The sequence below is a fragment of the Streptomyces novaecaesareae genome (assembly GCF_000716875.1).
GTDB lineage: Bacteria > Actinomycetota > Actinomycetes > Streptomycetales > Streptomycetaceae > Kitasatospora > Kitasatospora novaecaesareae.
On record NZ_JNWQ01000088.1, the window covers coordinates 1 to 18,281 of the forward strand.

Below are 18,281 nucleotides of genomic sequence, written 5' to 3' on the forward strand. Positions count from 1 at the left end.
GTCGTGGGTGGGAGCGACTGCGGACGGAGCGTACGTGGGGACGGTGGTCATGGCGGACCCTCCAGGGCAGCACGATCGGCGGTGCCGTGGATCGCCAGGGCACCGTCCCGGTCCGCAGGTGGTTGGGCGTGGACGCGAACCGGTCGAGGTATGTCTCTCCAAGCCGGTTGGCATCCACGTTGCGGCACGGCGGAGCGCAGATGTGCACCTGTTGAATGGGACCACCCGTGGCCTGCCGGTCACCTGCCCGGCACCGGGTGCTCGTTCGCAGGGGGTGGACAACAGGGGCGTGCGGATGCACCGCACGCCCCCGTCATGCGCGGACAGGTTCGGGCACGCCTCAGTAGGCCCGCCAGCCCTCCGGATCGACGCCGCCGGGGACGGCGGCCTCCGGGCCGTACGGTTCGCGGGTGTAGACGAAGGAGCCGATGTCGAGGTGGCTGACCGTTCCGTCGGCGGCGTGGACCACCCGCAGGGTCTCGCCCGCGTAGTAGTTGTCCAGGCCGGTCCAGATGCCGTCCGGCTCGGGGCGGAAGCGCGAGCCCCGGCCGGTGCCGGAGAGCGGGGTGAGCTCCAGGACGCGGTCGGCCCGCAGCCGCAGGGCGTTCGGGGCGGCGCCCCAGTACCAGGGGCCGGTCAGCGCCGTCAGCTCCTGGTCGACCTCGGACAGCGGGCGCCAGGGCTCGGGCAGCCGGGGTTCGTGCGCGGCGGTGAGCGCGATCAACTCGGCGGCCAGCTGCGGGGTGTTGGCGCCACTGGTGGCGTTGCCCAGCGCGAACGCGGCCAGGCCGTCGGCCTCGCTGATCCACAGCGCGGCCGTGAACCCCGGCATCGAGCCGGTGTGCCCGTACAGCAACCGGCCCTCGTGGCGGCGCAGTTGCAGGCCGAGGCCGAAGGAGTTGGTCCACCCGGCGTCGTCCGGGGCGACGGCGGGGCGGCGCATCTCGGCGAGGGTGTCGGCGGACAGCACCTTGTCGTCCCCGGCGGCGAGGAAGACCGCCCAGCGGGCCAGGTCGGCTCCGGTGGACCAGAGTTGGCCGGCCGGGCCCATCAGCCCGGTGTCGGTGAGCGGCTCCGGCTGCATGACGTCGGCCCACGGGTGGACGGCGAAGCCCCCGGCGTGCGGGTGCTCGGGCAGCAACGTGGTGCGGTCCATACCGAGCGGCGCCAGCAGCTCGCGGCGCAGCACCTCGCCCCACGGCTCACCGCGCAGCCGCTCCACCAGTGCGCCGAGCAGCGCGTAGCCGGGGTTGGAGTAGTGGTGGCGCCGTCCGGCCGGGTGCTTGAGCGGCCGTTCGGCCTCCAGGATGTCGTCGAGGCGGGGCCGCAGCGAGCCTTCCGTCCGCTCCCACCACGGGCCGGGGGTCTCGGCGGCGAGCCCCGAGGAGTGCGAGAGCAGCTGGGCGATCGTGGCGTCGTCGGCCGGGGTGCCGGGCAGGTGGCGGGAGAGCGGGTCGGCGAGGTCGAGCAGGCCCTCGTCGCGCAGCCGCAGCACCAGCACGGCGACGAAGGTCTTGGTGATCGAGCCGATCCGGTACTGGACGTCCGGGGTGGGCGCGTGTCCGTCGACCATGCTGCGGGCGCCGCTCCACACCGGCCGCCCGTCCCGCACCAGGCCGGCGACGATCGAGGGCGTGCGCCCCTCGGACTGGGCGACGGCGAGCCGGTGCAGCAGGGCGCGGCGGGTGGTGGGGAGCAGCTCCGCGGGCAGGTCGGTCATGTGGTCTTCGAAACTCATCGACATGTGGACGGACAGTAGTCCAGCCCGGCGCCGGCCCCGAGCCGATTGATGCTCGGGGTGATGGACGCTCAGCCCGGCCGACGCCCAGCTCAGTTCGGCGGATGAGGTCTGCGGATGGGGTCGGCGAAGGCTCAGCCCGGCAGCGGCGGCAGTTCCGGACGCTCCAGCCAGGCCTCGAAGAGCGGGCCGAGCGGCGCCGGCGTGTAGCGGGCGGCGTGCGCCCGCAGGTCGGCGGTGTCGACCACGCCGTGCCGGTAGATGCTCGTCCAGTCCCGCAGCATCGCGAAGAACGCGTCGTCGCCGAGCGCCCGCCGCAGCGCGTGCACGAGGAGCCCACCGCGCTGGTACAGCCGGTCGTCGAACATCAGCTTCCGGCCCGGGTCGCCGAGGTTCAGGTCCTGCGGCAGCCCGGCGAGGAGGTGGTGCGCGGCGGCGGCGTGCACGGCCGCGCCGGGGCCGCCGGAGTGCTCGGACCAGAGCCACTCCGCGTACTTGGCGAAGCCCTCGTTGAGCCAGATGTGCCGCCAGTTCGCGATCGTGACGCTGTTGCCGAACCACTGGTGGGCGAGCTCGTGGGCGATCAGCCGTTCGCGCTCCCAGCCGCCGCCGAGGTGGTTGGTGCCGAAGGTGGCGACGCCCTGTGCCTCCACCGGGACGTCCAGCTCCTCGTCCGCGACGACCACCGCGTACTCGCCGAACGGGTACGGCCCGAACACCTGGCCGAAGTACGCCGCCATCTCCGGCTGCCGGGCGAAGTCCCGGGCGAAGCCGGTGGCCAGCCGCTCCGGCACGTACCCGGTCTGCGGCACGGCCGGGCGCGCGGCCAGCGGGACCGGCCGGTAGTGCCCGATCGACACCGTCACCAGGTACGTCGGAGTCGGCGCGCTCTGCTCGTACACCCAGGTGGTGCTGGACGCCCGGGTGGTGCGGGTCAGCAGCCGGCCGCTCGCCACGACGGTGAACGGGGAGGGCGTGGTGACGGCCAGCTGGTAGGTGGCCTTGTCGGCGGGCCGGTCGTTGCACGGGAACCAGGACGGCGCGCCGATCGGCTGGCTGGCCACCAGCGCGCCCTCGGTCAGCTCCTCCCAGCCCAGGCCGCCCCACGGGCTGCGCACCGGGTGCGGGTTGCCGGTGTAGTGCACCTCGACGGTGAACGCCGCGCCCGCGGCGAGCGCCTTCGCCGGGCGGATCCGCAGCTTGCTGCCGCGGTGGGTGTAGCGGGCGGCCCGGCCGTCGACCAGCACCCGGCCGATCCGGAACTCGGCCAGGTCGAGCGCGAACTCGGCCAGGGCCGCGTCCGCCACGGCGCTGAGCCGGGCTGAGCCGGCCAGCCGGTTGGGCCCGGGCCGGTAGTCCAGCGCCAGCTCGTAGCGGTGCACCCGGTAGCGGTGGTCGCCGTTGTTCGGGAAGTACGGGTCCGGGGCGCCGGTGGCGGCCGGGGCGTGCTTGGGCTTCACGGAGACGTGCGCTTCCTGCGGGCCGGGACGACTGCTCGTCGGGGTGGTACTGCTCGTCGGGGTGATGCTGTTCGTCGGTGGGGTGCTGCTTGTCGGGGTGCTGCTCGTCGGGGTGGTCATGACGTGGTCTGCCAGGCCTCGATGGGGTTGCCCAGCCACCGGGTGTCGGCGGGGACGGACTCGGCGCGCATCACCAGCGAGGCCGGGCCCAGCGTGCTGCGCGCGCCCACCGTGCTGCCGGGCAGCACGATGCCGCCCGGGCCCAGGGTGGCGCCCTCGCGGAGGACCACAGTATCCATCCGCATGATCCGGTCGTGGAAGAGGTGGGTCTGCACCACACAGCCCCGGTTGATGCTGACCCCGTCGCCGAGGGTGACCAGGTCAGCCTCCGGCAGCCAGTAGCTCTCGCACCAGACGCCGTGCCCGACCTCGGCGCCGAGCGCCCGCAGCCACAGGTTCAGCACCGGCGTGCCCGGCACCGCGCCGACCAGCCAGGGCACCGCCAGCATCTCCACGAAGGTGTCCGCCAGCTCGTTGCGCCACACGAAGCCGCTCCACAGCGGGTGCTCCACCGCCCGGAAGCGTCCGACCAGCAGCCACTTCGCCGCCACCGCGACCAGGCAGGCCACCGCGCCGGCCGCCAGCAGCACCAGGCCCGACAGCAGCGCGGCGGTCAGCGGCGAGCCGGCGGCCAGCCGGGACAGCGCCGCCACCGTCAGCAGGCCCAGCGCTCCCGAGGCCAGCACCGGCACCACCCGGGCCAGCTCGACCAGCCCGCGCGCCCACAGCAGCCGGACCGGCGGCTCGTACGTCAGGCTCTGGTCGGCCTGGTCCGCCGAGCGCGGCAGCCGCATCGGCGGCATGCCCAGGTACGAGCCGCCCTTCTTCGCCTTCGCGGGCGTCGCCGACAGCACGCCCACCAGGCCGCGCTTGGGCACCGACCGGCCCGGCGCGGTCATCCCGGAGTTGCCCAGGAACGCCCGGTCGCCGACCTTCGCCTCGCCGAGGCGCACCCAGCCGCCGCCCAGCTCGTACGGCGCCATCAGGGTGTCGTCGGCCAGGAAGGCGCCGTCGCCGACCGTGGTCAGGCTGGGCAGTGCCAGCACCGTCGACACCTCGGAGCCCCGGCCGACCCGCATCCCGAGCGCCCGCAGCCACAGCGGAGTGACCAGCCCGGCGTAGAGCGGGAACAGCACCTCCCGGGCCCGGTCCATCAGCTGGGTGACCGTCCAGGCCTGCCAGCCGACCCGGCCGTGCAGCGGATGCACCCCGGGCACCAGGCCGATGCTCAGCAGCCGGACCAGGGCGAGCAGCTGCGCCGCGTACACCGCGCCGTACGCCAGGGTCGCGGGCAGCAGGCCGAGCAGAGCCCCGCCGAGTGCCGGGCCGAGCGGGTCGCCCTGGTGGACGAAGCAGGAGAGCACGGCGAGGGCGGCGAGGGCGGGCAGCGCGGGGAGCAGGCCGAGCACGGCACCGCCGACGCCGTACATCGCGGCCCAGCGGGCCCGGCGCGCCGGACGCTTCTCGGGCCAGACGCGTTCGGCGCGGCCCAGCTTGACGGCGGGCGCACCGGCCCAGCGCTGGCCGGTCGGGACCTGGCCGGTGACGGTGGAGCCGGCCACCACCTGGGCGCGCTTGCCGACGCGGGCGCCGGGCAGCAGCGTCGAGCGGGTGCCGACGACGGCGCCGGAGCCGACCTTGACCTGGCCGATGAGCAGTTGGTCGCCGTCCAGCCAGTAGCCGCACAGGTCCACCTCGGCCTCGACCGCGCAGCCGCGGCCCAGCTTCAGCATCCCGGTGAGCGGCGGGAGCGAGTGCAGGTCCACCTCGGGCGCGACCTTGCAGCCCAGCGCGCGGGCGTAGCGCACCAGCCAGGCGCCGGACAGTGAGGTCGCGCCGCTGAGCTCGGCGAGCCGCTCGGCGGCCCACAGCCGCAGGTGGACGGCGCCGCCGCGCGGGTGGCTGCCGGGGCGCAGGCCGCGCAGCAGTAGCCGGGCGCCGCCCGCCGAGACCGCCAGCCGGCCGGCCGGGGTGTACAGGGCGAGCGCGCCCGCGCCGACCCACCACCAGGACGCGGTGGGCGCCCACGGGTAGTCCCCGAGGTGGGTGAGCAGGTTGCCGGCCGCCAGCAGGGCGACCGTCCAGCGCAGACCGACCACGGTGAACAGCGGCACCAGCAGGAGCAGCTGCAGCAGCTTGGCCCTGGTCGGCACCAGGGAGACGGTCCGGGCCTCGGCGCCGTCGGCGGCGGTGCCCTCCAGGTGCCGGGCGAGCTTGCGCAGCGTCGGGTGCTGGTAGATGTCCAGCACGGCCGCGTTCGGGTAGCGGGTGCGCAGCAGGGTGGTCAGCCGGGCGGCGGCCAGGCTGCCGCCGCCGACCGCGAAGAAGTCGTCGCGCGGGCCGCCGACCTTGATGCCGAGGATCTCGGCCCACTGTTCGGCCAGCCAGGCTTCGGTGCCGTACAGCTGCTCGCTCGGGCCCGCGGCCTCCAGCTCGGGCAGCGGCCAGGGCAGGGCGGCCCGGTCGACCTTGCCGGAGGTCCGGGTGGGCAGCGTGTCGACGGTGGCGAGCAGCGGGACGAGGGCGGCGGGCAGTTCGGCGCGCAGCCGCTCGACGGCCTGCTCGCGGTCGAAGTCCTCCTGGACGACCAGGTAGCCGACCAGCAGCTGGTTGCCGCCGCGGGCGGTCCGGACGGCCGCGGCCGCGCCCGCCACCGCGGGCAGGGCCTGCAGCGCCGCGTCGACCTCGCCGAGCTCGATCCGGCGGCCGCCCAGCTTGATCTGCTCGTCGGTGCGGCCGAGGAACAGCAGACCGGCCGGGTCGGCCTGGACCAGGTCGCCGCTGCGGTAGGCGCGCTCCCAGCCCAGCGAGGGCAGCGGCGCGTACTTCTCGGCGTCCTTCTCCGGGTCGAGGTAGCGGGCCAGGCCCACCCCGCCGATCACCAGCTGGCCGGTGCCGCCGGGGGTGACCGGCTCGCCGGCCTCGTCCACCACGGCGAGGTCCCAGCCGTCCAGCGGCAGGCCGATCCGCACCGGGCCCTCGCCGGTCAGCAGGGCGGCGCAGGCGACCACGGTGGCCTCGGTGGGGCCGTAGGTGTTCCACACCTCGCGGCCCTCGGTGACCAGGCGCTGCACCAGCTCGGGCGGGCAGGCCTCGCCGCCGAAGATCAGCAGCCGCACCTCGTTGAGCGCCTCGGCCGGCCACAGCGCGGCCAGGGTCGGGACGGTGGAGACCACGGTGATCTCCTGCTCGGCCAGCCAGGGGCCGAGGTCGGCGCCGCTGCGCACCTGGGAGCGGGGGACGGGCACCAGGCAGGCGCCGTGCCGCCAGGCCAGCCACATCTCCTCGCAGGAGGCGTCGAAGGCCACCGACAGTCCGGCCATCACCCGGTCGCCGGGGCCGATCGGCTCGTCCCGGAGGAAGAGCGCGGCCTCGGCGTCCACGAAGGCGGCGGCGTTGCGGTGGGTGACGGCGACGCCCTTGGGCTTGCCGGTGGAACCGGAGGTGAAGATGATCCAGGCGTCGTCGGCGGGGGTGGGGCCGGTGGGGGTGCGTTCGGTTGTGCTGCGCTCGGTGGTGATGGTGAGGGCGCGCTCGGCGCCGAGAACGGCGGCGACGTCGGCCTCGCCGAAGACCAGCTCGGCGCGCTCGTCCGGGTCCTCCGCGTCCACCGGGACGTACGCGGCCCCGGCGGCGAGCACGGCCAGGATCGAGACGTACAGGTCGTTGGTGCCGGAGGGCACGCGCACGCCCACCCGGTCGCCCGGGCCGATCCCGGCGGCGGTCAGCCGGCGGCGCAGCTGCCCGACCTCGGCGGCCAGCGCGCGGTAGCTGAGCACGGTGCGGCCGTCGTCCAGGGCCGGCTCGTCGGGGTGGGCGCGCACGGTGGAGTCCAGCACGTCCACCAGGGTGCGCGGCGCGGCGGCCGGACGGCCCGGGAAGAGGGCGTGCGGCGGCGTGGCGTCCTGGTTCGGCCGGCCCGGTTCGGTCGGTCGGCTGGGTTCGGTCGGTCGGTTCGGTTCAGCTGTCATGGCAGCCCTGCGCTCCTCGTCCTCGCCCCGTCCCGATCGATGCCCGGCCCTTGGGGGCGGTGGGAGCACTCGCCGGATCCGGGTGACCCCACTCCGGGGCCGGAGCGGACAACCCGACCGATGGTAGCCCCGGGTGACGGACGGCGTACGGGGCGGATTCCGACCCAACTCGGCCGGGACTGACCGAATCTGACGGATGGTCATTCAACAACTGTGCCTTGGTGTCATTGATGTGACGACACATCAGTCGAATTGACTGATCGTCAGGTCGAATTTCGGATCGTGATCCATGACACAGCGAATACTGCTCCCTTCGGGTGGCGGGCCCGGCGTTTCGGCCATTTCGCGGATGTGCGGTCCGGCCGTTGCCGGACCCGCCACGGGGGGCGGGGTGACCGGTGGGTAACAAGCGGAGGATCAGTAGGTGATCAGTCAGTGAACGGACGGCGATCGGATGGCGATCGGGCGCTCAGTGGGCGCTCAGTGGAAGTGGTGCAGGTGCTCCTGGAGGAAGGCGTCCAGTGTGCGCGGGCTGCGCCCGGTGACGTGGGTGAAGGTGCCGTCGGGCGTCTCCCGGCGGACCGCCGCGAGCTGCTGGATCTCCACCACGTGGGCGGCGAGCCAGCCGGGCATCCCGGCCCGCTCGACCAGGTGGGCGTGCAGCTCCGCCGGGGAGAGGTCGAGGTAGCGGACCGGGCGGCCGAGCAGCTCGCCCAGCAGTGCGGTGAGCTCCGGGTGGCTGTAGGCCCGTCCGCCGGTCAGCGGGTAGGTGCCGCCCGCCAGCTCCGGGCGGGTGAGGACCTCGGCGGCGAGGTCGCCGACGTCCCGGACGTCCACGTAGTTGCACCGCGCCTGCCCCATCGCGCCGTGCACCACCCCGGCGGCGGCGATGCCCGGCGCCAGGAGCAGCAGCTTCTGCATGAACGCGTACGGGCGCAGGACGGTGGTGGCGACGCCGGAGGAGCGCAGGCGTTCCTCGACCAGGTGGTGGCCGCGGGAGACCGCGACGGGGGAGTCCGGCTCGGCGGCGGGTGCGGAGACCTTGACGATGTGTTCCACCCCGCAGTCGAGGGCCGCGTCGATCGCGTTCAGCTCGTACCGGACCTGGTGCGGACTGTTGGCCATGGTGAGGAAGAGCTGGCGCGTGCCGTGGAAGGCGGCCCGGAGGGAGTCCGGGTCGGCGGCGTCGGCCGCGAACGGTTCGGTCCGGGCGAGGGTCCGCTCGTCCAGTCCGGCGGCGAGGCGGGCGGGGTCGCGGCTGAGCGCGCGGCTCGGCGCGCCGAGGGTGGCGAGGCTGCGCAGGGTGGCGCCGCCGGTGGCGCCGGCGGCGCCCATGATGACGATCATGACATCTGCCTTTCGGGTTGCGGGGCGGTGGGACGTCGGTGCTGCGGTTCGCGGGTCCGGCGGCTGCCGCGCCAGCGCCAGGTGGTGACGGTGGCGGCGATCGCCGAGGAGACCGGCAGGTCGATCGGCAGTCGGCGTGGCCAGGGGCTGCCGGCGAGGGCCGGGACGTGCGGGAGCCAGTGCGCGGCGGCGAGGCCGGCGGCGAGGGCGAGCGCGGCGGCGGCCAGGCCGAGGGCGGCAGCCGCCAGGGCGCGGGGCGTCCGGGCGGGCTCGGCGTGGGCGGGGCGGCGCCGCAGCACCGAGCCGAGGGCGGCGGCCACCACGGCGGAGGTGCCGCCGATGCTGGTGGCCGCGGCGACCACCAGCTCCGGTCGGTGGGTGAGGACCCCGCCGAGGCCGGCGGACACGGCGGGCATGGCGTAGGCGGCCAGCACCTCGCGCCACAGGACGAACGGCGGGGGTGCGCCGGGGGCCTTCTTGCTCACGGTTTCTGCTCCTTGTTCGACGGATGTGATTCACGGGGCGTTGTGATTAGGTACCTAACTATCAGTGCTTAGGTGCCTAACTATGCGGTCGGAAGGGGGGCGGGCCGCTCGGTGGGGCGGCCCGCCCGGGTGCGGAGGTCGCTCCGGGGTGGAGGTGGCTCCGGGAGGGGGTGGCGGCGGGAGGGGGCGTCGGGGGGTCAGTCCGCGGTCAGTGCGGCCATGCCGGCGACCACCCGCGCCAGTAGGTCGAGGAAGGTGGTGCGCTCCTCGACGGAGAGGCCGCCGACCAGCGCCTGCATCCGGGTGAAGTGCTCGGGCGCCAGGTCGCGCAGCCTGTCGGCGCCGCGCGCGGTGAGGATCACCACGTTGCCGCGCCCGTCCTCGGTGGACGGGCGGCGGGCCACCAGCCCCTCCCGTTCCAGGCCGTCGACCAGGCCGGTCACGGTCGCCCGGGAGACGCCGAGGCTCGCCGCGAGCTGGGAGGGCGACTTCTCGCCGCCGTGGTCCTCCAGGTCGGCCAGCAGTCGGTAGCGGCCGGTGGAGAGTCCGAAGCGGCCGAAGTGCACCTCGCCGGCCTGGCCGAGCCGGGCACCCGCCGCCATGAGCCGGGCTGCGACCAGGATCGCCTGCGGATCGGCCCTGAGGCCGTAGCGGGCGATCTGGCGGCGGGCCTGGTCCAGGGTGGGTGCGTCGGGATCGGCTCCGGGATGCTGCGTCACGAGAAGAAATATGGCGCCTAATCAGATGTTCCGTCAAGCGCGAGCCGCGGTTCTTGCCTAGGCGGCACGCGGAGCGATCCGGGGCGGTGCCCAGTCGGCGTGCTTCAGGACGGTCCGGACCATCACGCCGGGCGGGGTGAGCCGGATCGCGGCGTTGCGCAGGCCGACCGCCAGCGGGTTGGCCAGCTGCTGGCCCATCCGGCCGGCCCGGCGGGCGTCCCGGGCGACGGTCTGGCTGCGCGGCCGTCGGGCCGCGTCGTACCGGGCGAGCGCGCCCTCGACCGATGGGGCCCCGGCGAGCGCCGCCGCCAGGGTCACCGCATCCTCCAGGGCCTGGCAGGCGCCCTGGCCGAGGTGCGGCGTCATGGCGTGCGCCGCGTCCCCGAGCAGGGCGATCCGGCCCGCGACGAAGGAGGGCAGCGGGGTGGCCAGCACGTTGACATCGTGGTGCAGTACCGCCTCCGGGCGGGTCGCGGCCAGCAGTGCGGGGATCGGCTCGTGCCAGCGCGCGAAGCGGCGGCGGACCTCGGTCAGCGGATCGCGGTAGCGGACCCCGGCCGGGGCGTTGAGGACGGCGTGCCACTCGGCCGTGCCGTCCGGGAAGGCGATGTGGCCGAACTCGGCGCCGTGGCCCCAGGTGAGCTCGAAGTCCGCCGTCAGGCCGTCGACCGGGCGCTCGGTGATCGCCCGCAGGACCGTCGAGCCGCTGTACGCCGGCCCGGGGTGAGCGGGGAAGAGGCGGCGCCGGAGGCGGCTGTTGATGCCGTCGGCCGCCACGACGAGGGCGGCGTCCAGGGTGCTGTCGCCGTGGCGGACCCGGACCCGGGACGGGTCCGTGGTGTCCACGTCGGTCACCTCGGCGCCGATCACCAGGGACTCGGTGGGCAGGGCCTGGCGCAGGATCCGGTGCAGGGCGGCGCGCGGGATGCCGACGATCGGGGCGCCCAGCTCCCGCTCCAGCGCCTCCCCGTCCATCATCGCGAGCCGACGGCCGTCGGGCGTCCGGGTGCCGCCGGTGTACTGGCGGCGCGCGGCCGCCTCGACCGCCTCGCCGACCCCCAGGGCGGCGAGCGCGCGCATCCCGTTGGCGGCCAGCGAGATGCCGGCCCCGGCATCGTCCAGGACGGCGGCCCGCTCGACCACCGTGACCTCCCACCCCGCCAGCCGGAGTCCGATCGCGGCCGCCAGTCCGCCGATCCCGCCGCCGACCACTACCGCGCTGTTGCTGCTCATGCCCGGTCCTCCCGTGTTGCCGCGCTGTTTTCTACAGCTGTAGAAGCTGTGGGGGGAGCGTACTACGGGCTTATCTGCGGCCGTCCGTCCCGGGGGCGGTAGACCGGGGCAGAACGAGACGGTGGCTGCTGCTGCCGTCGCGGCGGCGGCCTCGGTGGTCGGCATCGGGGAAGGCGGCTGTAGAAAGGGGGCATGCGGCGAGACGAGGAGCAGGGGCGGCCGGACCGGCGGACGGTGCTGGCGGATGCGGCGATCGGGGTGCTGGCGGACCTGGGGGTGCGCGGGCTGACCCACCGGGCGGTGGACGCGGCGGCGGGGCTGCCGGTGGGGACCACCTCGGCCTATCTGCGGACGCGGCAGGCGCTGCTCACCGCGCTGGTGCGGCGGCTCGTGGAGCTGGACCAGCGCGAGCTGCAGATGATGGGGGAGCAAGTGCCCGTCCGCTCGGCGGAGGAACTGGTCGACGGAATCAGCGCGTTGACGCGGCACCGGCTGACCGGCGAGGGGCGACGGCGCTCGCTCGCCCGCTACGCGTGTGCGGTGGAGAGCGTGCGCGACCCCGAACTGCGGGAGATTCTCGTCCCCCGTGAAAACGCCGGACGCGCCGCCGTCCGTGCGTTCCTCGTCGAACGGGGCGTACCGGACCCGGACAGACGGACCGGCACGCTGCTCGCCTGCGTCGACGGTCTGGTCTTCGACCGCCTGGTGGGCGGAGGAGAGCCGGGAGCCGACGAGATCGAGGGGCTGGTGGCGGCCGCCCTGCGCGGGGCGAGCGCGAGCTAGGGCCTGTCCGGCAAGATCCGCCGGACAGGCCCTCGGTGTCCGCGACCGGCTTCGAGGAGTTGCACGCCAGGTTCTCGGCGGGCAAGCAGTACGAACTCAAGGAGCGGCAGTCGGCGTTGATGCTGCGTGACGATGGCGAGGACGGCGCCCCGCCGAACCGGACCGAGGTCGACTTGGCGCGCGGTTCGGCGGGGTGCCGGCTGCCGAAGGCCTCCTGACCGGGCGGTCGCTCCTCCCGGATCGGCGGGCGACGCCGCTCCGGCGGCCGCTGTGATTGCGGCCGGACCCGCGCCGGGTGCGTGCGGGCCGTGCGGCCCACCATGCACCCGTCACGGGCCCCCGCCGTCGGCGTGCCCCAACTCGGCGCGCCCCAACTCGGCGGCGTAGCCGGCGAGCAGGATGCGGAGCGTGCGGTGGAAGCACTGCTCGGAGTCGAGACCCTCGCCGGTGGCGAAGGCCCGTGCGAGGCGGGGGAAGGTGGCCTGGTCGAGGGCGGCGAACTGTTCGGGCTGGGGCTCGGTGCCCTCGTGGTGGGGCGTCTCCCCGGCCTCGCCGAGGGTGTGCCCGATGGTCCACCGGACCACAGAGTTGAGCACGTCGAGCGCGTCGCCGAGCGGGACGCCGCCATCGCGGAGTACGGCGATGCCGCGTTCCAGCAGGGCGAGGGCGGTCGGGGTGGCGGCCGGGCGGGTGGCCAGGACGGTGAGCATGGCGGGGTGGGCGAGGAGTAGCCGGCGCAGCTCGACCGCGAACTCCCGGACGACCTCCGTCCACGGCCCCTCGGGCTCGGCGAAGAGGGCCCCGGCCGACAGCTCCAGCAGGCGCTCGACCATGCCGTCGAGCAGGGCGGCCTTGCTGGGGACGTAGTAGTAGAGCGTCATGCCCTCGACGCCGAGGGCCGCGCCGAGCTTGCGGTTGGAGAGCGCGGCGAGGCCGTGCTCGTCCACGTAGGCGAGAGCGGCGTCGATGATCTTCTCGCGGGTCAGGCCCGTCCTCGGGCGCGTGCGTCGGCTCGGCATCTGCTCCTCCTGGGCTCCCGGGTGTCACCGGGGCGGTTCCACTGGGGTCTTGACAACTCTTGCAGCGCAAGAAAACAATAGTCGACGTCAACTTCTTGCACTGCAAGAAACACACTGGGGAGGATGTCATGCAGCTCGTCGCCGTCATGGTGCGCAAGCTCAACGAGGGTGTGGAGTACGGGGAGTTCCGCAAGGCGTGGATCCCGGACGAGGTGTTCCCGGACGATCCCCGCACCCGGGTGATCAGCGCCACCGCACTGGAGGACTCGCGGGAGATCATCACCATCGCGCTGATCGAGGGCGACCACGGGCCGGATTCCATGCAGGCCTGGATGGAGCGACTCGCCCCGGTCGAGGAGCGCCGTTTCGAGCGGATCAAGGACCTGGTCGGTCCGCCGATCCTGAACACGGTCTACCAGGTGCTCGCCGAGGACAATCTGTCGCAGCCGATCGCGGAGTGACGGTGCTCCGGCCGTCGGCCGGGCGTCGGGAGGGTACCGGCCGGGCGTCGGGCGAATGGCCTGGGAATGGGCGAAATCTGACTTATTCTCAGGTCAATCAACCGTCAAGTCTGGCTATTCACAGAATATTCCGCCGCACATGGGATCGTCCGCGGGGAATTTCCGCTGTGCTGAGGTCTTCCCACGGAGATCTCCGACTGACAGGCTGGGGCCGCCCTTTCCGTACGAGGAGGTTCCTTGTCCCGCATATCCACGTTGGCCGGAGCAGTCACCTGCGCCCTCGCCCTTGTCACCGGTTCCGCCGTCGCCGCCTCGGCAGCACCGGTGGACCAGGCCCCGAGCCTGGCCGAGGCGAAGGTCGACCCTGTCGCCTGGACCCCGTGCAACCCCGACCCGAGCAAGCCGGACCCGGGCATTTACGACTGCGCCGTCTACCCCGTGCCGCTGGACTACGACAACCCGTCGGGTGAGAAGATCGGCATCGCCATGATGCGGCGGCGCGCGAGCGACCCGTCGAAGCGGATCGGCTCGCTGTTCCTCAACCCGGGCGGCCCGGGCGGCAGTGGCTACCTGTGGGCGACGACCAGCCGCTTCGGCCCCGAGGTGCAGTCCAAGTTCGACCTGGTCGGCTTCGACCCGCGCGGTGTGGCCCGGAGCAACCCGCTCAAGTGCTACAAGACCCAGGAGGACGCCGACGCGGTCAACAACCGCATGGTCGGCGTGCCGGTCACCAAGGCCGAGGTCGACGACACGCTGGACGCGGACCAGGACTACACCGACGCCTGCAGCAAGAACGCCGGCCCGCTGATCGAGCACATGTCGACCATCAACGTGGTGCGCGACCTTGACCGGATGCGCCGCGCCGTCGGTGACGCCCAGCTCACCTTCGCCGGATTCTCCTACGGCACCCTGATCGGTTCGACGTACGCCAACATGTACCCGAACAAGGTCCGGGCGATCATCATCGACGGCAACGTCGACCCGAACCTGCGCCTGCACAACGGCCTGGAGTACGACCGCCAGCGCGCGGGCGGCTTCGAGCTGGCCCTGGACGAGTTCCTGAAGCGCTGCCAGGCCGCCGGTGCGCCGCGCTGCGCCTTCGGCGAGGGCGACACCCGGGCCAAGTTCGACCAGCTCCGCGACCACCTGCGGACCAGCCCGATCACGCTGGCGAACGGCTCCAAGGTGACGCTGAGCAGCTTCACCAGCGAGGTCGCCAGCGCCCTGTACTCGCAGGCCAAGCTGGCCCCCCTGGCCAAGTCGCTGCAGGCGACCTACCAGGTGCTGCAGAAGCCGAACGCCGCCGCCCTGCTGGCCCCGAAGGCGAACGTCGCGGACGAGGACGCCAACGTCCTCTCGGTGGACGTCCCGCGGGCGCTGCGTGAGGCTCCGGCCGACTCCGAGTACACCGCCGACGACTCCTACATGGGCGTCAACTGCCAGGACAAGCCCTACCCGTCGAACGACCGGGTGTTCGCGAACGCGGCCAAGGCCTGGGAGCAGGAGTCGCCGACCTTCGGCCGTTACCAGGCCTTCGACGCGCCGGCGTGCGCGAGCTGGCCGGCCCCGGCCCGGGACGCCGAGCGCTTCTCCGGCCCGTGGAACAAGAAGACCTCCAACACCGTGATGGTGATCGGCAACCTCTACGACCCGGCCACCCAGTACAAGTTCGCCCAGCGGATGCAGCAGCAGCTGGGCAACGCGGTGCTGGTCAGCGTCGACTCGATCGAGCACTGCGCCGTCGGCCGCAGCAAGGCGCTGAACGAGCTGGTCACCCGCTACCTGGTGGACCGCACCGCGCCGAAGCCCGGCCAGCTGCTGAAGCCGGACGCGGAGATCTTCCCGGCGGTCTGACGGGCGGGCCTCCGGGCGCCTGACGGACGAGCCAACAGTCGTGGTGGTCGGCGGCCTCGCCGGCCACCACGACCGTGCTTTCCGGCCGGCTTCCCGGAGCACGCGGACAATGCGGCAGAAGATCGTCATCGAACCTCCCGTGGAGCGGATTCCCCCAGTCGCCGGCGACCATAGCCGACGCCACTGACAATGCGGTCCGGAAGATCGGCGAACACCATGACCGTTACCACTCGCCAGGAATGACGTACTGTCACACTTTTTAAAATGGTTTCTCGAAATCGAATACCCGTGTTAGCGTGCGGCTCGCCAGCTTCTCTCGACACCGAGAAAGTGGGGACAGTGCATGCAGCACGATTTCTCCCGACGGGGATTCCTGGGTGGTGCCGGCGCGGCCGCCGCCGGGATCACCGTCGGTTCGACGACCGCTGCCGCCGCCGGGGGAGCGCCCCGGGAACTGCCGAAGGGGCGGTCGGTACTTCCGGGTGATCCGCGGTACCGGACGCTCAGCCAGGGCTTCAACCAGCGGTGGCACAGCAGCCCCGCGTACATCCGGCTGGTGGGCAACGAGGCGGACGCCGTCGCCGAGCTGAACCGGGTGCTGGACCGCGGGCTGCGGCCGACGGTCCGCAGCGGCGGGCACTGCTACGAGGGCTTCGTCGACAACGACCGGGGCGTCATCCTCGACCTCAGCACGATGTGCGGCGTGGCCGCCTCGACGGACAAGTTCGGCCGGCCCACGTACTGCGTCGAGGGCGGTGCGACCAACTGGGACGTCTACACCACGCTGTTCCGCGAGCACGCCGTCACCCTGCCGGCCGGGTCCTGCTACTCGATCGGCGCCGGCGGGCACATCTGCGGCGGCGGGTTCGGCGTGCTGTCCCGCCGGCACGGGCTCACCGTGGACCACCTGGTCCAGGTCGACGTGGTCACCGTGCGGGGCGGCACCGCGGTGGTGACACGGGCGCACCGCGAGGACGCGAAGGGCTCGCCCGAGCAGGACCTCTTCTGGGCCCACACCGGTGGTGGTGGCGGCAACTTCGGGGTGGTGCTGCGCTACCACTTCTCGCTGGACGTGCCCCAGCCGCCGCCCCGGGTCTGGCTCAGCAGCGTCGCCTGGCCCTGGGGCGAACTGCTCCGGCGGCCCGCCGACTTCGAGACGCTGGTGCGCAACTTCGGCGCCTTCATGGCGGAGCACAGCGGCCCGCAGGAGCGGGTGTACCAGGGGCTGTTCGCGATCCTCAAGCTCACCCACCACTCCAACGGGAACGTCGTCCTGTTCAGCCAGTGGGACGGCGACGACCCGGCGCCGCTCGACGCCTTCGTGGCGGCCGTCGAGCGTGGGATGGCCACCTGGTCGGTGGCCCAGACCCGCGCCGCCGGCGGGCTGTTCCTGCCCTATCCGGAGAAGCGGCGGCAACTGCCCTGGTTCCAGGCCACCATGACGCTCAACCCCTCGGGCGACAACCAGCGGGGCAAGTACAAGTCGGCCTACCACCGGGAGCCGTTCAGCCCGGCGCAGATCGCCACCTTCTGGGACAGGCTGGTGCGGGACGTCGAGGGCGCGGACCTCTCGAAGACGCTGGTCCAGATCGACTCCTACGGCTGCCGGATCAACACCCGCCGGCCCGACGAGACCGCCGTCCCGCAGCGCGACTCGATCATGAAGTTGCAGTACCAGACGTACTGGACGGACCAGGCCGAGGACACCGCGCACCTGACGTACCTGAGCGGCCTCTATCGCGACGTCTACCGGGAGACCGGCGGCGTCCCGGAGATCGACACCGCGACGGACGGCGCCTACGTCAACTACCCGGACACCGACCTGGGCACGGCCTACCAGCCCGACCCGGCGTACCCGCGCCTCTACTACAAGGACAACTACGCGCGGCTCCAGCGAGTGAAGGCGTACTGGGACGGGGAGGAGGTGTTCCACCATGCTCAGTCGATCATCCCGGCCAAGGGCTGACGGTCCGCCTGCTTGAGCATTCGACCCCGTGGCAGGGACGGGAGTACGAGGACGCACCCCGCATCCCCGCACTCCCCGCCCCGCGCTTCCCGCCTCGCGCTCCGCCCCGCTCCCGCTACGCGGCCTGCTCGGCCTCCTCCTCGACGACCCGCCCGTCCCGGAGCTCGATCACTCGGTCGGCGAGCCCCATCAGCGTCGGGTCGTGGGTGGCGACCAGCACCGTGACGCCCTCGCTGCGCACCACCGCGCGCAGCAGCTCCATGATCGAGCGGCCGGTCTCCGAGTCCAGCTGACCGGTGGGCTCGTCGGCGATGATCAGGCCGGGCTCGTTGGCCAGTGCGCGGGCGATGGCGACGCGCTGCTGCTGGCCGCCGGAGAGTTCGCCGGGGCGCTGGTTGGCGTGGTCGGCCAGGCCGACCAGCGCCAGCAGGGCGTGGGTGCGCTCCTCGCGCTCGGCGGCGTCGACCTTGCGCAGCCGCATCGGCACGCCGACGTTCTCCGCGGCGGTGAGCATCGGGATCAGCCCGAAGGACTGGAAGACGAAGCCGATCCGCTCCCGGCGCAGGGCGAGCCGGCCGTCCTCGTTCAGTCCGCCGAGTTCGGTGCCGGCGATGGCGATGCTGCCGCCGGTCGGGGAGTCCAGGCCGCCGACCAGGTTGAGCAGGGTCGTCTTGCCGGAGCCGGAACGGCCCTTGAGGGCGGTGAGTTCGCCGCGGCCGACGGTGAAGGATATGCCGCGCAGTGCGTGTACGGCCCGCTCGCCGGTGCCGAAGCTGCGTCGGAGGTCGGTCACGGTGACCATCGGTTCGGTGGTCGCGGTCGCGGTCGCGGTCGCGGTCGCGGTCTCGGTCTCGGTCGCGGCCGCGGCCGTGATCCCGGTCGTAGCCGTGGCGGTCGCGTTGGTCGCGTTGGCCGTGGTGGTGGCGGTTGCGGCTTGATCCTGTGTCATGCGGCGTCCCCCCTGTGGGCGTGGTGACCCGGTTCCATTCCGTCTCTACGGATACGACGGCTCCGCTGGTTCACGTTCCCGGGAAGAAAAGCGAGGGCGGAGTTCGGTGGCCAAAGGAGTGCGGTGGAGCCGGATTTGTGAAGTGTGCATGGCATTTCAACGGGGCATCCCCGGCCGGGATGCTATCAATGAAAGGAATTTGCTCATCGCTTACTTGATTCGCGCAAGTCCCTTCC

At 73.1% G+C, this 18,281-nt stretch carries 13 protein-coding genes and 1 pseudogene; 5 read left to right on the forward strand and 9 right to left on the reverse strand.

Features of this window, described 5'->3' with window-relative positions; translation table 11 throughout:
* Nucleotides 1-340: 340 nt before the first annotated feature.
* The 7 genes from OP86_RS27040 to OP86_RS27070 form a co-directional block, all read right to left on the reverse strand.
* The gene (locus OP86_RS27040; RefSeq protein WP_245231832.1) at nt 341-1,738 is read right to left on the reverse strand and encodes a serine hydrolase domain-containing protein; all 1,398 of its coding nucleotides are present in this window, start codon (nt 1,736-1,738) and stop codon (nt 341-343) included.
* A gap of 134 nt (nt 1,739-1,872) precedes the next feature.
* Nucleotides 1,873-3,198 carry a M1 family metallopeptidase gene (locus OP86_RS27045; protein ID WP_030061681.1) on the reverse strand — a complete coding sequence of 442 codons (1,326 nt, stop codon included), beginning with the start codon at nt 3,196-3,198 and terminating at the stop codon, nt 1,873-1,875.
* A 116-nt stretch (nt 3,199-3,314) separates the two neighbouring features.
* Entirely contained in the window at nt 3,315-7,229 is a 3,915-nt protein-coding gene (locus OP86_RS27050) for a Pls/PosA family non-ribosomal peptide synthetase (protein ID WP_033333594.1), read from the reverse strand.
* Nucleotides 7,230-7,709: 480 nt separating this feature from the next.
* Nucleotides 7,710-8,576 carry an NmrA family NAD(P)-binding protein gene (locus OP86_RS27055; protein WP_030061685.1) on the reverse strand — a complete coding sequence of 289 codons (867 nt, stop codon included), beginning with the start codon at nt 8,574-8,576 and terminating at the stop codon, nt 7,710-7,712.
* A complete protein-coding gene (locus OP86_RS27060; RefSeq protein ID WP_030260113.1) occupies nt 8,573-9,061 on the reverse strand; it encodes a hypothetical protein in 489 nt (162 codons plus the stop codon). Before OP86_RS27060 ends, OP86_RS27055 begins: the two co-directional genes overlap by 4 nt.
* A gap of 197 nt (nt 9,062-9,258) precedes the next feature.
* On the reverse strand, nt 9,259-9,780 hold the full coding sequence (locus OP86_RS27065) for a MarR family winged helix-turn-helix transcriptional regulator (protein WP_030061686.1): 522 nt from the start codon (nt 9,778-9,780) through the stop codon (nt 9,259-9,261).
* Nucleotides 9,781-9,837: 57 nt separating this feature from the next.
* Nucleotides 9,838-11,013: an FAD-dependent monooxygenase gene (locus OP86_RS27070; protein WP_033333595.1), complete on the reverse strand. Its 1,176-nt coding sequence runs from the start codon at nt 11,011-11,013 to the stop codon at nt 9,838-9,840.
* A gap of 192 nt (nt 11,014-11,205) precedes the next feature.
* Between OP86_RS27070 and OP86_RS27075 the strand changes: the two genes are divergently transcribed.
* Together OP86_RS27075 and OP86_RS27080 are read left to right on the forward strand one after the other, a co-directional pair.
* The gene (locus tag OP86_RS27075) at nt 11,206-11,796 is read left to right on the forward strand and encodes a TetR/AcrR family transcriptional regulator (protein WP_030061687.1); all 591 of its coding nucleotides are present in this window, start codon (nt 11,206-11,208) and stop codon (nt 11,794-11,796) included.
* A gap of 35 nt (nt 11,797-11,831) precedes the next feature.
* Nucleotides 11,832-12,014, forward strand: a pseudogene (locus OP86_RS27080) (DUF6191 domain-containing protein); the annotation flags it as partial.
* Nucleotides 12,015-12,125: 111 nt separating this feature from the next.
* Here the strand turns inward: OP86_RS27080 and OP86_RS27085 are convergent.
* The gene (locus OP86_RS27085; RefSeq protein ID WP_051830738.1) at nt 12,126-12,815 is read right to left on the reverse strand and encodes a TetR/AcrR family transcriptional regulator C-terminal domain-containing protein; all 690 of its coding nucleotides are present in this window, start codon (nt 12,813-12,815) and stop codon (nt 12,126-12,128) included.
* Nucleotides 12,816-12,943: 128 nt separating this feature from the next.
* Here OP86_RS27085 and OP86_RS27090 point away from each other — a divergent pair, with 128 nt between their 5' ends.
* The 3 genes from OP86_RS27090 to OP86_RS27100 all read left to right on the forward strand — a co-directional run bounded on the left by OP86_RS27090 (nt 12,944) and on the right by OP86_RS27100 (nt 17,096).
* A complete protein-coding gene (locus tag OP86_RS27090) occupies nt 12,944-13,276 on the forward strand; it encodes a hypothetical protein (RefSeq protein WP_030061689.1) in 333 nt (110 codons plus the stop codon).
* A 237-nt stretch (nt 13,277-13,513) separates the two neighbouring features.
* Nucleotides 13,514-15,130, forward strand: coding sequence for an alpha/beta hydrolase (locus tag OP86_RS27095; protein ID WP_033333601.1), 1,617 nt, complete (start codon nt 13,514-13,516; stop codon nt 15,128-15,130).
* Between the two features lie 343 nt (nt 15,131-15,473).
* Nucleotides 15,474-17,096, forward strand: coding sequence for an FAD-binding oxidoreductase (locus tag OP86_RS27100; RefSeq protein WP_078653654.1), 1,623 nt, complete (start codon nt 15,474-15,476; stop codon nt 17,094-17,096).
* Nucleotides 17,097-17,211: 115 nt separating this feature from the next.
* Here OP86_RS27100 and OP86_RS27105 read toward each other — a convergent pair whose 3' ends face one another.
* Complete coding sequence (locus tag OP86_RS27105) at nt 17,212-17,898, reverse strand: ABC transporter ATP-binding protein (protein ID WP_245231833.1); 687 nt, start codon at nt 17,896-17,898, stop codon at nt 17,212-17,214.
* Between the last annotated feature and the right edge of the window lie 383 nt (nt 17,899-18,281).

Excerpts from the sequence above, each read along its gene's own strand:
- OP86_RS27075 (WP_030061687.1), top strand. The coding sequence starts at position 11,206 with ATGCGGCGAGACGAGGAGCAGGGGCGGCCGGACCGGCGGACGGTGCTG.
- OP86_RS27070 (WP_033333595.1), bottom strand. The coding sequence starts at position 11,013 with ATGAGCAGCAACAGCGCGGTAGTGGTCGGCGGCGGGATCGGCGGACTG.
- OP86_RS27090 (WP_030061689.1), top strand. The coding sequence starts at position 12,944 with ATGCAGCTCGTCGCCGTCATGGTGCGCAAGCTCAACGAGGGTGTGGAG.
- OP86_RS27050 (WP_033333594.1), bottom strand. The coding sequence starts at position 7,229 with ATGACAGCTGAACCGAACCGACCGACCGAACCCAGCCGACCGACCGAA.
- OP86_RS27105 (WP_245231833.1), bottom strand. The coding sequence starts at position 17,898 with ATGGTCACCGTGACCGACCTCCGACGCAGCTTCGGCACCGGCGAGCGG.
- OP86_RS27055 (WP_030061685.1), bottom strand. The coding sequence starts at position 8,576 with ATGATCGTCATCATGGGCGCCGCCGGCGCCACCGGCGGCGCCACCCTG.
- OP86_RS27100 (WP_078653654.1), top strand. The coding sequence starts at position 15,474 with ATGCAGCACGATTTCTCCCGACGGGGATTCCTGGGTGGTGCCGGCGCG.
- OP86_RS27085 (WP_051830738.1), bottom strand. The coding sequence starts at position 12,815 with ATGCCGAGCCGACGCACGCGCCCGAGGACGGGCCTGACCCGCGAGAAG.
- OP86_RS27040 (WP_245231832.1), bottom strand. The coding sequence starts at position 1,738 with ATGAGTTTCGAAGACCACATGACCGACCTGCCCGCGGAGCTGCTCCCC.